This is a genomic window from Sphingobacterium sp. CZ-2 (assembly GCF_004526235.1).
GTDB lineage: Bacteria > Bacteroidota > Bacteroidia > Sphingobacteriales > Sphingobacteriaceae > Sphingobacterium > Sphingobacterium tenebrionis.
Map to the genome: position 1 here is coordinate 2,897,362 of NZ_CP038159.1, position 14,178 is coordinate 2,911,539.

The following is a 14,178-nucleotide window of genomic DNA, read 5'->3' on the forward strand; positions in this document are numbered from 1 at the left end:
TTTTCCTAATTAAATGTCATTTGAATACCCATATTGATTACCCTTTGAGTGGGGTACTTAAGGCCGGCGCCTCCACCTTCTTCAGGATCCCATAATTTGAATTTGCTAAATATCAGCAGGTTCTGCCCGCTCGCATAAAATCTTAAGAATTTATAGGTGTAACCCATTTCCATGTTTTTCAACTTTAGGAATCCCGCATCTCTCAACCAATAATTTGATGCTGCTGTATTGTTAGGGTTATCCAATTTACTTAAACGAGGGTAGGCAGCATAGATATTTGGGTTTGAAGGGCTCCAGTGGTCGTCTGCAATGAATTGTAGCACATTCCTTTGGTCCGATGTGCCAAAAGGGTGAAATCCATTCATCATGAGTGAGCTTCTGGCTGCACCTTGGAAAAACATAGAAATATCAAAACGTTTATATTGAAAGGATGGTCCAAATCCATATACGATTTCTGGAGTGGTAGGATAACCCATCCTGATCCTGTCATCGGAATTTACTATTCTATCGCCATTGAAGTCCCGGTATTTAATATCACCCGCTGTAATAAATCCTCCGATCTGCTGTAAAGGGCTTGCAAGGACTTCAGCATGGTCTATAAATAGCCTTTCCGCATCATATCCTAATAAAGTATTGATTGGATGTCCTTCCTGTTTCAGGTTTTTTGCCCTCATAAATTCAGGTTCATCATAGGAAGTGACTATATTCGAGGCATAGGTCATGGTTCCCTTTATCGTCAGGTTGGTGTGATCATTGAAACTTTTGAAATAATCCAAAGAGATATCGATACCTTTCGCTTTTACACTTCCTAGGTTTCCATAAATGGTGGTTCCAGATGTTCCTAAATAATCAGGGATGGTTTGCCTGGAGAGAAAAATGTTGGAACGGTTTTCTTTATAACCTTCAATAACGAGGTTTATAGACCTAAATAAGCCTAATTCTAAAGCGAGATTATATTGTTCAGATATTTCCCAAGTGATGTTCTGGTTTTCGAACCTATTATAAATTGGTCCGTTGAGGGTATAATCCTGTGAAATACCCGTGGTAAAGGAAGGGGCGCCTGTCAGGTTTATATCCGATAGATAAATAAACCGTGCAGGCGTGCCATCAGGTTGTAAGATCTGGTCATTTCCAGCCCTTCCCCAAGAGCCACGTAATTTTAGGTTGTGTACCACAGGGGTTAGGGGTTGGAAAAATGGTTCATTACTTACAATATATCCAAGTCCGAGGGAGGGGAAGAATCCAAATTTTTTCCCTTTGATAAAGTTCTCCGACCCATTGTATCCCATGGTAAACTGGGCGAGGTATTTACTGTCGTATGCATAGGAAAAGCGTCCAGAATAAGATTGTGTCCGTCTAGGTAAGGACGTAATCAAGTCCGAAGGCGAATTTACGTTATAATCCGTTTGGTAATAAACCATAACCCCGTTCACATCATGTTTGTCATAAAAAGTCCGGTTATAATTTAAACCAGCTTCCATATACATTGACCGATCTCCTGCTGTGGTGTTGGTTGTTTCTAAAGTCTCATTTAGAACGGTTCCTACACGACCTAATTCATACTTATATTTACCTTCCGGGTCAAGTTTATAATTTAAGATTTCGAAATTGTTGACACCCCTTGAGCGGTTGGTCTGCGTAATGGATAGGTTTTTAAAGGAGGCTAAGGCTCTAAAATTCAGTCCTTTCGTGATGATGTCTAATTTTTGATCCACATCCAAGATAGCCATTAATGTGCTTTCAAAACGTGAGCGGTATCCACTCATCATCTTCGCGTAAGGATTTAGGAACCCATTATTGATTCGACCTCCCGTTTTTCCGCCAAATAGATAACCTTCGGGAAATTTCTCATCATTCGGAAATAACAAGGGGAAATCAACAGGATTTGCATTTATGGCATTGGTAAAAATGTCAGAAATATTATCGTTCGGGCCTTTTAAGTCCCGTAATTGTGTATTCAATTTTAACGATGCTTTTGTAGAGGAGGTAATCTGAGAAAAGATGTTGTTCTGAAAGGTATACCTATTCACTTTCAGATTTGAATTGTAGGTGTTCAATTCAGAATTCCTCAACATACCATTATCGTTATTGAATGTTCCACTCATAAAATAATCCACACGTGGACCGCCCCCTTGCACATTTACATTGACTGTTCTACTTTGCGCATGTTGTTTAAACATTTCGTTGTACCAATTCACATTAGGGAAGATCAAGGGATCTAAATTATTTCGAGTTCCTTCTATTTTAGAAGAGGTGTATAGAACCTCACCTGTCCCTCTTCCGGACACAGCTTCATTAAATAATTCCATGAATCTTGTACCATCCACAAATTGGGGTACAAACGTAGGGGTCGTGATACCGTTATCAAATCGCATGTTGATCTTGGCCTTGTCGAGGTTTCTTCCTCTTTTGGTGGTTACAATCATCACCCCATTAGCCCCTCTAGTACCATATATGGCAGTGGCATTTGCATCTTTAAGAATAGAAAAGCTTTCTATGGCTTCGGGTGCAATTGCGTTAAGATCATTGGTGGAGGCTGGGACGCCATCGATGATGATCAGTGGCGAATTTACACCTGAGAAGGTGGAAATTCCTCGAATGTAAAAATTAGAACCATCCGCTCCAGGCTCTCCAGTTCGTTGAAAGGCAACCACGCCTGCTAATCTTCCCGCCAAAGCATTGGAAAGATTAGCCGTTGGAACCCGGAGGTCTTCGGGTTTTACAGTGGTGATAGATCCTACCAGGGTACTTTTCTTCTGTACACCTAATCCGGTAACTACCACCTCTTCAATACCTTCCTCATCCTCCAATAAGGTGATGACGATATCCTGCTTCTCCTCAGATACAGTGTACTCTTGCTGTAGATAGCCTACATAGGAAAAATCCAACACTGAATTTTTAGGTACATCGATGATAAAGCGACCGTTTGCATCCGTAGATGTCTTCTTTCTCGGATTATCTTTCAATGAAATGGAAACCCCTACCATCGGTTCCCCAGCATCATTTTTAACAATTCCTGTAACAGTAATCTCCTGTTGTTTTTGTTCTATTTCTCTCAGGTAGGAATGGGGTGAATATTCCTCTCGAGCTAAGCCAAAGCTGGGCAGTATGGCTATCACTGAGCCTATTAAACATGTTCTCACCCATGTAGAGAAAGAAATAAATTTACTTTGATTAGTATAATTCATACATCTTTTAATTGGTATTGGTGAATATTTGGTTAATTATTAGATTTTTGGTTGTAATCCATTACAATAATATAAAAGATAGTTAAAAATATATTTTAGAAATTTAACGAAATCGATTGCGTGAAAATTATAAATTTAAAAATATAATATAGTTTTAATAAAATTATTTAATAGAATAATAATATTCAATTATTGTTCTTAACACTATAATATTTATAATTGATTTTATATTTTTAGAATATTAGGGCGTTTTTGCGCGGCTAGTGTGATAATTATTAAAATTTTTATCTTAACTTTAATAGACAAAAAACATTTTCATATGTTAGCATTTATCGATTATTCCGCAAACCCATTGTTAACAGTAATTTATATAATCCTATTTATCCACGTTTATTTTGTAGTGCGTTACTGTGTGGGTAATATTATTATTTATCATGATCGCACTCCCGCGGAACGCTTCCTTGATTTTCTGAAGGTGGTTTTTATTCCTATCGTCGGATATATTTGGGTCTTGCGATCTCAAGCAAATGACTAACCAATATGATTGACCAAGAGATCAAGAACCTCGCAAAAGAACATGGCTTAAACTTAACCGATCAGATCCATTTCAGTGAGATGGGTATTGATTTTAGGGTCGGAATGGCGAAGGATATCCAAGGAAAAGAATGGATATTAAGAATCCCTCGACGCCCTGAGATGCTAAAACAAATCCAGGAAGAAAAGAATATCCTAAGTTTTGTCCAACCCTTTTTAAAGGTAGAAATCCCTGATTGGGTCATCAGTACAGAAAGATTGGTTGCCTATCCTGCTTTAAAGGGAAACCCCGTTTTAACCTACGATGCCTCTTATGCAGTGAAATGGAATATGGACCAACATAATCCGCATTTTGTTTCTTCTTTAGCCCATACGCTCTACGATCTGCACCAGATCCCTGCAGAGAAAGCTAAAAAGAATCACATAAAAATGATGGATGCCGGAGATCTCCGACCTGAAATTGATAGCCGCTTAACCCTGGTCAAATCAGAGCTTGGTATTTCGGAAGAACTGGAATCAAGATATAAAGCCTGGCTGCAACAGGATGCATTGTGGCCTGATTTTACAAGTTTCATCCATGGCGATTTATATGCAGGGCATATTTTAACTAATCAAGCTGGAGAAATTACAGGTATTATCGATTGGACGACCGCTCAGTTTGGTGATCCATCCATTGACTTCAGTGGCCACCTAAATGTCTTTGGTGAAGAAAGCCTTAAGGAGTTGATTCAAGCTTACGAAAGGTTGGGAGGGAAGACCTGGGACAAACTATTTGAGCAAACAGTTGAAAGAGCAGCCGCATCCGCGCTTGCCTATGGATATTTTGCTATCCTGACACAGGATGATACCCACATCAAAGGAGCTAAATCCTTATTGGGTGTTTGATAAATTTTTAAGGACCAAAACTTTCACAAAATAAAAAATGGCATCTAGAATTTTCTAGATGCCATTTCAATTCCATTCCAAAAAAGATTAAGGAACGCGAGTAACTTGTGGAACAATGACTTCGATCAAATAAGTTCCAGGTGCATACGTTCTAAAAGAAAAACGTGCATTACAAGAATAGGTATTGTATGGAAGGCCAAGGCTATCATCATACTTAACATATTGTGCTGGTATGCGGTAATAGTAGTTAAAACCATTACCCAAAGAGTTCAATGGGAAAGGTACTACACCGAAAGCAAATTCCATACGATCGTCAAATAATTGAGTCGAGATCGCATAATCCTGCATGGTCTGCAAGAAACCTGGTGTATTACCACTATTTGGTCGTCTTGCAATCTCACCTTTGTTAGGATTGAAAGCATTTCCATTCTTATCCACAATCTTCACGATTACTTTGTCTCCAGTTTCTGAAGTACGGGTAACGCGGATGTGCTCTACTCCACTGGTAATTACTTTAGTCGTTCCTTCTGCACCCACTTTCATCGCTACGGTAGAACGTATGGCTGGTATTTCGAAAAATGGAGCAGAAACAAGGTCAAACGATCCGATGTCTTTATAAAATTTGGTTCCAGTTGGATTGCTGATTTCCAAATCAAATTTATACTTCCCTAAAGGAAGGTTGACAGTCGTATAATTTGCTTCGATCTGACCAGATACCGGGTTGATCACAATTGGATGGATCATGGTATCAATACGTTTTGCATTGATCTGCTCTAAGGTAGTGTCTTTTTTCGGATCATATAACGCTTTCCACACCTTATGGGCATAAGTCTTCTCGAACAAAGGGGTCACATTTTCACCTGTCTCGCGGTTGTATACATTGACCAATTTAATGTTCAATGGTTTTGTAGATCCCTCTGGATTAATTGCAGTGGAAACGTAGGCTCTTCCCTGTTGAATGGTAGAAGGCTGAACCTCATATCTAATAATATTACTCAAGTTTCCATCAGGAATCTTTTTACAAGCTCCAGTTGCTAAAGTACCTAACAAGAGAGCAGCAATTATATATTTATTCTTCATGGCTATCTATAATAAAATAAGGTATGCGAATTGTTTAATACATGTAATGTACCGGTAGTTGTCTGTGCATTGGATGTTTGAACCAACGTACGAACGCCTACAGGGTATGCGATTTCCTTTACATCAAATCCTGGACTTAAGGTCTGGTATAAGTAGGTGTAATAGACCACTCTAGGAATGATAGATGAATTTGGATTATAGCCTAAATTCGGATCTCTCGTCTCCTCATAGGAAACTACCACTTCTTTATTCTTCTGATTCTTATAGATCTTACCTTCCATGGTTAAATTTACATTAGGAAGGCTTTCTTTTACAAAATACACATCCAATGAATCTGCAAATCTCGGCAATTCATATTTCATGATCGAATCCACTGTCCATTTTTTGAAAGGGTCGATCTTTTGGATAGCCAAAGTTCTGGAATTCACATAATTTTTAATGGCAAAATCAGTAGGAGCAAAGAAGGTAACACCTTGCTGGTTGATCTTATCTTTTATTCCTGCTTTATCGACCAACATTAATAAGGTATCGAAAAGCCCATACTTGTTGCTTTTTAAATAATCATAGGTCGACATTCTGATATTTGGATCATGTACATCGCCACCTATACGGTAATCATCTTTCTTACATCCTTGGGATAGGATAAAAGTTCCAATGATTAAAACAAAATATAATATGTTATTGGTTTTCATAGTGCTATTGTTTAATCCACCAAGGATTTTGAGTTAATAATTCATTCTGAGGTAATAAAGCTCGCATGTTCAATGGCCAGAAATACCCTTGATTGGCAAGACGGTCTGCAGAATAAATGGCTGAGAATTCAGCGATTTTATTGAACATTTCCATACGGATCAAATCGAATTGGGTAGATCCTTCCCCGATAAGTTCGCGTCTTCTCTCTTTAAAGATTTCAATCATAAGATCTGATCCAGCAGAAGTCAACTCACTGATGCCCGCGCGCTTACGGATAATGTTTAAATCAGCTAAAGCTACTTGAGGTTTTCCGTTCTTTAATGCAGCCTCTGCATGCAAAAGACGTAGATCCGCTAAGCGTAATAATACCAAGTTATTACTGATGGCGTAGTAAGAACCTCCAGGTACTTTTGGTGGATATTCAACAAAATTATCGTATTTACGAAGGAAATAAGTTTGATCATTTGCACCTCTTGTAGCGATGGAATCAAATCGTGCACCACGTTCTGATGTGGTAAATACATCTTCCAACACATCCTGATCAAAAGTCCATGCTGAGGCAACCGACTTTCCTGGAACTGCAGGGTCTGCTAAAAACGCATTGAAGAATCCTTGCGAATGCTCTTCACCACTGGTATTGTATAACATGCTCAATTCCCAGATAGACTCCTTAGAGTTTCCTGCCCAGATCTTGCGATAATCAGCGGTTGACTCTAGGGAATATCCTGCTGAAAGTACATCATTGGCATATTTTTCTGCATTTACATAATCATGTTTCCAAGCATATACGTGCGCCAATAGGGCTTGTGCTGCACCTTTGGAAGCTTTTGCTTTACTACCTGTAGTAGGCAAATTATCAATCCCAAATAACAGGTCATCTATACAGAATGCCATGGTTTCCTCCAATGGACTTCTAGCAATAGGAGGGATGTTCTGAGGATCTTTGTAAGATTCCTTGATCAAAAGGATATCTCCCCAAACACGTTGCATATAGAAATTGGTATAGGCACGGATGAAACGTGCTTCTGCAATCAATTGATTTTTCTCTGTTTCTCCATTTGGGAAATCGTCAGCAGGAAGGGCAGGTGTTTTTTCAATGATCAAATTACATTGATTAACAATTGCATAGAATCTTGTCCAATTCCAAAGGCTTCCTTCTAAATAAGGAGCATATCCAAATTTAAAATTTCCACCTTTAGAAAGGTCCTTATAATTCCAGTAATCTCCCCCGGTAACAAAGTTACCTCCAGCAAGATCGCCAAAAATAAAAAAGGAACGATCTAGTCTTAAGGCATCCCTAAGCATGGAATAGGCTCCGGCATTGGCCTTCGGAATATTGTTGGCATCCGTCCAGAAAACCTCATCATAGGTGCTGTTCTCTGGTTCCAGATCGATATATTTCTTACAAGCGCTGAAATTCACGATGATGAATGCGCAGCAGATGTATGTTATTAATGATTTAATTTTCATGATGTTTCGGTGTTAAAAGTTAACTTCAAGACCAAGGGTATATTTCCTTGGCAATGGATAGGCACCACCAGAATATTCACCTTGAGGTGTGATTAATTCAGCATCTGGAACGTTTGCAGATTGAATGGTCAATACATTGTCCATCATACCGTAGAATCTAACGCGGTTCATGCCGATACCTAATTTTTTAGTCAGGTTAGCTGGCAACAAATAACCAACCGTAATGGTTTTGATTTTGAAGTAATCGCCTTGTTCGTTCCACATGGTACTGAAAGGTAAGAATTGGTAGAAATAATTACCCGGTTGGATGGATGGGAAATTCGCTTGGAAATTAGGATCTTTTGCTTTCTCCGGTGTCCAATAATCTAATCCTTCCAAATCAGGAAGACGTAGATTGGTGAAATTGTAAACATTTCCTGCAATGTTATTGAACTGATTTGCCTTTAAGGTATTGATGATATCACGTCCGAAGGTAAATGTACCTAAAATACCTAAAGTGAAGTTTTTATAGGTGAATTCGTTGTATAGACCTCCCGTGAATTTAGGGTTTGGATCACCTGTTGGAACCAAGTCACCATCAGCAGCTCCTTTATCTTCATCACTCCATACATCCCAGTCACCATTCACATCTAACCAGTTTGGATAACCCGGTAATACCGGATTGTAGGTTTTGAAGTAAGACAATTTACTACCCGTGATAGGGTTTACAGGAATATCTTCCAAACGGTTATAAACTCCTTGGTAAATCATCTGTGCCCATTGGTAGATTGGACTTCCTACACGGAATAATAACTGTTGATTGTACCCGTAAGTCTCCGCATAGAAACTCTTATCATTATATGGAAGAGATCCGATTCTATTTTTATTATAGGTAAGGTTTAAATTTGTATTCCATTGGAAATCCTTACCAGAAGGCATATTTCTAGTTGAGATAGATAGATCAAATCCTTCGTTATAGATCGTCATAGGGACGTTATAGGATAGTCTAGTGTATCCCGTATAAAAAGGATAAGGGAAGGAAAGGATAGGATCCTTTGTAATCTTACGGTATGCATCGAATACGATGTTCAACCTGTTGTCCAACATGTTCAAATCAAAACCAATATTAGATTGTTCTGATTTGTTCCAAGTTAGGTTTGGTAGAGTTAATGGTTTATCAAAAGATGGGGTTGCAATATTTTCGCCATCATAAGTGGTTGTTGATAGATCCCAAACGTTGAATGGTGCATAGAAATCGGCAGGTAAAACCCCAGATCTACCCCAGCTACCTCTAAACTTCAAGAAGTTTACAAACTCCAGGTTTTTCATGAATGCTTCATCAGATGCAACCCAACCTAATGATAGGGAAGGGAAGTAACCCCATTTGGTATCTTTACCAAAACGGGAAGATGCATCAGCTCTCCATGAAGCATTAAAAAGATATTTTGCTTTGTAATCGTAAGCGAATTGTCCCATATAGGAAACCAATCCTGAATTTCTTCTGTTGCTTGAACCGTAAAGATCTTTTTGTGCAACACCTTGTACCACGTGGATATCATCTGTAGGCAGATTATATCCGGTTAAGTTAAGGTTTTTGAAATCGTCATACTGAAAAGACTGAATACCGGTAAAGGTAATATTGTGATCCTCAGCCAGTGTTTTGGTATAGTTGATGACATTCGCTAAGTTATAGGTAAATGCATCATTCTTGTTGGAAGCTGCGAAGTTCGTTCCACCATTCAGCTCTCTTGGCTGAAATTGATCACGACGATCTAAGTTTGCCTGAACTGATGCTTCGAAGGAATATTGCAAACCTGGGATGATATCAACATAGGTTTTGGAGAACATGTTCAAAACATCTGTTTTGTTATCGTCCAATAACTTGTCATATTGTCCTAGGTAAAAATCATAATCTGCATCGGATAGTCCAACAAATGAAGAAGGCATACCAGCTTGGTTTACCGGAACGATCTCATTAATACCACGACCCAAACCTCTTTTTCTGCTCATTCTAGTGGTAGAGAACATCAGGTCACTACGAAGGAATGATGCTAGGTTAAAGCCAAAATTACCTCTTAATGAATAACGTTTGAAACCCGTATTTCTAACAATACCATCCTCATTATAATAACCTAAAGATAGACGGTAATTTACGATATCAGTACCTCCAGATATACTTCCATCCACGTTGTCGATGTTACCGGAAGTATAAAAAAGATCTTGCCAATCGGTTGCATTGTTATAGCTTGTGTTCAAACTATCGGTCAAAGCTTGTGTAAATCCGCCTCCGTAATTACTTGGTGTGGAGTATTGGCTTAGGATATTCATCTTTTCCCAACGCTCTGTAGAACCTAATAAGGTTTTTTGCAATTCAGGTCTTTCTGTGATTCCTTTGTAATACGATAAACGGATTTGAGGTTTTCCTGATCTACCTGATTTGGTTTTGATAATGATGACCCCGTTTGCACCTCTAGAACCCCAAACCGCTGTTGCAGAAGCATCCTTTTGAACAACAATGCTCTCAATGTCATTGATGTTGATACCTGCGATGTAGTTAGTTCCTGTAGCAGAAGATGTAGCCAAGTCATTTACGGACAAAGGCATACCATCAATAATGTACAATGGGGAACTCATGGTGTTCGCCAAATCCACTTCTGAATTCAGGTCAGGGGAGATGGTCGTGTTACCACGTACGGTGAAGGTGTTTCTGGCACCTGGTTCACCGGTGAAGTTCTGGATGTTCACACCGGAAACACGTCCCTGTAATAAACTTTCAAAACTTGGTGCCGCTAGGTTCTCGATCTGTTCACCAGAGATTACCTGAACCGCACTGGTGGTCTTTTTCATGGACTGTCTTTGGTAACCAACGATGATTACTTCTTCCAAGTTCCCTTCATCCGCTTGGATGACCACATTTACTGGCCCCGTACCTTGGTAGGCTCTTTCCAGTCTCGTATATCCAATACCTGTAAAGACCAAGGTTCCAGTAGAACTTTTGACGTTAAGGGTAAAGGATCCGTCCGCTGAAGTAGAGGTCGCGGCGCTTCCGGCCTTTTCTCTGACAGTGATACTCTCAACTGGTTGTCCATCTTTGTTTTTGACGGTACCTGTTAAGGTGATGTCCTGTGCATAGAGAAAGGAAGCAAAAAATAGCATAAATGCTAGAGTTAATAGATTCCTGTTCATAATTAGCTGTTATTTTATCTGCAATTTTGCAATAAAAGCAGCGAATTAACAAACCCTTAACACTTACTAAATACCCCGATAATACAATATTTGGGACTATTCTTAAATCGCAAACGTTTGCGCAGGTTAGACGCAAACGTTTGTGTAATTTTTTAAAAAAGTGTCGTCACTTTTTTTACTTTGTTACAAAAGAACTCGTTTAAAAACTATATATTTTAAGAATTTACTTAGAATTGTAACAAAAGTTTACCTTTTGTGTGTCCTTCCAATATTTTCGTAAAGGCATCTTTTGCTTTATCAAATGGGAACACACTATCGATTTCCCATTGGAATTTTCCAGAAGCCAACCCATCCACTACAAATTGTAGGTTCTTAGGGTTTCTTTTTACCCAGATTGGAACCACTCTTTTCGAGGAAACAGGTTTCCCGGCAATAGTAGCGATTACCCCATCTGGTTGTACCGTAGCAAGGGAAGCTTGTGTTGCCTCTTCCGTACCGATCATATCCACTGCTGCATCGATAGCTTCCGGATATGCTGCCTTAATCCTTTCGATCAAGCCATCACCATATTCCACTGCAATCGCACCTAAACTCTCCAGGTATTCCAAATTTCTTTTGGAAGCTGTTCCGATAACCGTTATTCCACGTGCCTTTGCCAATTGAACCGTAATAGAACCCACACCTCCTGAAGCACCATGGATCAACAAGGATTTGATATCTCCAATTTCATCCAATATGGTCATGGCCGTTTGGGAAACTCCCGCAACAGATCCTGCCACTTCCCAAGAGATGTTATCAGGCTTACGGATGAGGTTTCCAATAGGTACATCAATCACATTAGCATGTGTGAATCCCTCGCCAGAACCTAGCACAGCATCTCCGATCTGAAATCCTTGACTGTTTTCACTTATTGCCAAAATCTCTCCGGAAAATTCGGTTCCGAATGTTTGCGGCAAACCCGCATGTTTGAATTCACCGGTCATCCGGCGGGCATCGATCGGATTGATACCAGCAGCTTTGGTTTTGATGCGGGCATAGCCATTTCTCAATTCTCCAAGATCAAAATCCTGAAAAGTTAATACATCAGCAGGACCATATGCATTGGCCATTAAAAGGGTTGAAATTGTATTGTTGTTTTCCATGTCAATTTTATTTTTATAAGACAAAGATAAACAGAGAAATGGGTTGGTTTACTATGACTTACTTAAAGGTAACCGGTGAATTCCAGGTAACTCCATTTCTTGCCATAGGAAAAGTTTTCTTTAACAATTGCTGCCTAAATTTGGTTATACCAGTAAAGGTAGAACTTGTAAACACAGCAAATGCAAATCAACACAGCATATATCAACTTTGCCATCAAGGATGTTGAAAGAACAAAGAAATTTTGGCAGGCATTAGGGTTTAGTTTCAATGAAGAAATGACGGATGAAAGGGCAGTCACAGTCGTACTCAAAGAAGGCCAGCTTTATGCCATGTTCATTATCGAAGATTTTTTTAAAACACTGACCGAGAAACCTCTTCCCATGCCCGGAACCAGTCAGGTCGTAGTTGCCCTGGGATGTAATTCCCGCGAAGAGATTGATGAGGTTATTCGGTTAGCCTTGGAAAATGGCGCTTCCCAGCATGAAGAACCGCAGGATTATGGTTGGATGTACCAGAATTCCTTTTGGGATATCAACGGATTTGGTTGGAACCTGACCTATGTGGATTTCTCCAAAATGCCAGAAAACAGCGAAGTGGATTAATTCGCTGACCAATGGTCGTTAATTAAATGCGAACAACGTAAAATTTTAAACTATGAAGACTCCAAAATCACAAAAATTAGAAGTCATTATTCCCGCATACCGAATGCATTCACAAAGTTTTTTCAATGTTCTCGACGGTATTTCTGAAGAAGCTGCTTTGAAGCGTATTGATAATAATACCAATCATGTCGTATGGATGGCTGGAAATTATGTGAATACACGCTATGGTATGGGACAAGTTCTGGGTTTGGATATGAAGGATCCTTTTGATAATCTTTTTTTCCAAGCAAAGGCCTTAGATCACACAATCACTTACCCAACTTTGGAGGAATTGATCGTTAATTTTAAAGAGGTATCGCCATTGGTTTATCAGCGCTTATTGGAAGTAACCGATCAGGAACTGGAACAGGATTTCCCTATAGAAATGGGTATCCCTTTTGTTAAAGAAGATGTGCTGAACTTTGTGGGCATGTGTATTGGCCGTGCAGATTACCTTTGTGGGCAGATGGGTCTCATGCGAAAGCTTTTGGGCTTGCCAGGAATGAAGTATGACCTGATCCCGAATTTGGATTATTAAACTATAAATCCAGCTATTATTCCTCCGGGATGAAATTTTTTGGTGTTGTAAAGCTTTTTGGTTTCACCATATTCTTCAAAGAATAAAGCTTCCAAACCTAAAAGGATCATCCCTTCATCATCTTTTGGTAGATTAATAACGTGTTTATTGAAAATATCTTGGGAACTTAATGCTAATGATAGATCTATATCCACTTTAACCTGACCCAAAGATTGGATTAGTTTTAATCCCTTGGAAATGTGTAGGCATTGAAATAGAAGTTCCAGGAAAGTGCTATGGCGGGGAGTTTTTATTTGCTCTTTGGCCATGCTTTCTGGCATTTGAATTTCTATTTGTTGGTCCTTATTCAAATTTATTGATGGCTTAAAGCCTATATTATCCTCCAAATGGGATGATGGATTGTATGGAAAACCAACTAGTCTACTCATATCCCCATTTGAGAAATTCGATAACTCATTTGGGGTCTGATCAGAGCTCAAGCTAAATCTTGTTAATTTTTTTATTAAACGAGTATGACAGGCAGCATCTTGAAATTCCTGTTTTGAAATTAGTCTTTTTCGTATAATAGCGGAAAGCTTACTCTTTAAACCTAAAATCTTAGCGGCTTTGATGGTCCCAGGTGCTGGTTTTCTACCCTTGGGTTTTGATTGAACAATTTGTAAACCATTCCATTCTCGGAAAACCAAATTGCCAACTAGACCGGAGATATTTCCATTTTTATTTATTGTTCCCATGCCATTTAAAATTTATTTTTCTTGCTATCATTTACAGGATGAAATTAATGGGAATAATATCCAATTAAAAGGCTTTTATCATTAATTGTTTATGAGTTTTGTATTAA

The 14,178-nt window shown here is 39.0% G+C and carries 10 protein-coding genes; 3 read left to right on the forward strand and 7 right to left on the reverse strand.

From position 1 onward, the window contains the following. Positions 1-5: 5 nt before the first annotated feature. The gene (locus E3D81_RS12725) at positions 6-3,119 is read right to left on the reverse strand and encodes a SusC/RagA family TonB-linked outer membrane protein (protein ID WP_167554294.1); all 3,114 of its coding nucleotides are present in this window, start codon (positions 3,117-3,119) and stop codon (positions 6-8) included. Between the two features lie 609 nt (positions 3,120-3,728). Here E3D81_RS12725 and E3D81_RS12730 point away from each other — a divergent pair. Next, on the forward strand, positions 3,729-4,607 hold the full coding sequence (locus E3D81_RS12730) for a macrolide 2'-phosphotransferase (RefSeq protein WP_134777654.1): 879 nt from the start codon (positions 3,729-3,731) through the stop codon (positions 4,605-4,607). An 87-nt stretch (positions 4,608-4,694) separates the two neighbouring features. On the opposite strand, the gene E3D81_RS12735 is transcribed toward E3D81_RS12730, so the two are convergent. The 5 genes from E3D81_RS12735 to E3D81_RS12755 all read right to left on the reverse strand — a co-directional run bounded on the left by E3D81_RS12735 (position 4,695) and on the right by E3D81_RS12755 (position 12,157). After that, positions 4,695-5,687: a DUF5007 domain-containing protein gene (locus E3D81_RS12735; RefSeq protein ID WP_134777655.1), complete on the reverse strand. Its 993-nt coding sequence runs from the start codon at positions 5,685-5,687 to the stop codon at positions 4,695-4,697. Between the two features lie 2 nt (positions 5,688-5,689). Then, complete coding sequence (locus tag E3D81_RS12740; RefSeq protein ID WP_099367890.1) at positions 5,690-6,379, reverse strand: fasciclin domain-containing protein; 690 nt, start codon at positions 6,377-6,379, stop codon at positions 5,690-5,692. A gap of 4 nt (positions 6,380-6,383) precedes the next feature. Beyond that, positions 6,384-7,850 (reverse strand): RagB/SusD family nutrient uptake outer membrane protein, encoded by a 1,467-nt coding sequence (locus tag E3D81_RS12745; protein WP_134777656.1) that lies wholly within the window; start codon positions 7,848-7,850, stop codon positions 6,384-6,386. A gap of 12 nt (positions 7,851-7,862) precedes the next feature. After that, a complete protein-coding gene (locus tag E3D81_RS12750) occupies positions 7,863-11,015 on the reverse strand; it encodes a SusC/RagA family TonB-linked outer membrane protein (RefSeq protein ID WP_134777657.1) in 3,153 nt (1,050 codons plus the stop codon). 227 nt (positions 11,016-11,242) lie between these two features. After that, positions 11,243-12,157, reverse strand: coding sequence for an NADP-dependent oxidoreductase (locus tag E3D81_RS12755; protein WP_134777658.1), 915 nt, complete (start codon positions 12,155-12,157; stop codon positions 11,243-11,245). A gap of 180 nt (positions 12,158-12,337) precedes the next feature. On the opposite strand from E3D81_RS12755, the gene E3D81_RS12760 reads away from it, so the two are divergent. Together E3D81_RS12760 and E3D81_RS12765 are read left to right on the forward strand one after the other, a co-directional pair. Further along, entirely contained in the window at positions 12,338-12,760 is a 423-nt protein-coding gene (locus tag E3D81_RS12760; RefSeq protein ID WP_134777659.1) for a VOC family protein, read from the forward strand. Positions 12,761-12,812: 52 nt separating this feature from the next. Further along, positions 12,813-13,337 (forward strand): DinB family protein, encoded by a 525-nt coding sequence (locus tag E3D81_RS12765; RefSeq protein WP_134777660.1) that lies wholly within the window; start codon positions 12,813-12,815, stop codon positions 13,335-13,337. Here E3D81_RS12765 and E3D81_RS12770 read toward each other — a convergent pair. Further along, positions 13,334-14,071: a hypothetical protein gene (locus tag E3D81_RS12770; RefSeq protein ID WP_134777661.1), complete on the reverse strand. Its 738-nt coding sequence runs from the start codon at positions 14,069-14,071 to the stop codon at positions 13,334-13,336. The two genes, E3D81_RS12765 and E3D81_RS12770, sit on opposite strands and share 4 nt — an antisense overlap. Positions 14,072-14,178 lie beyond the last annotated feature (107 nt).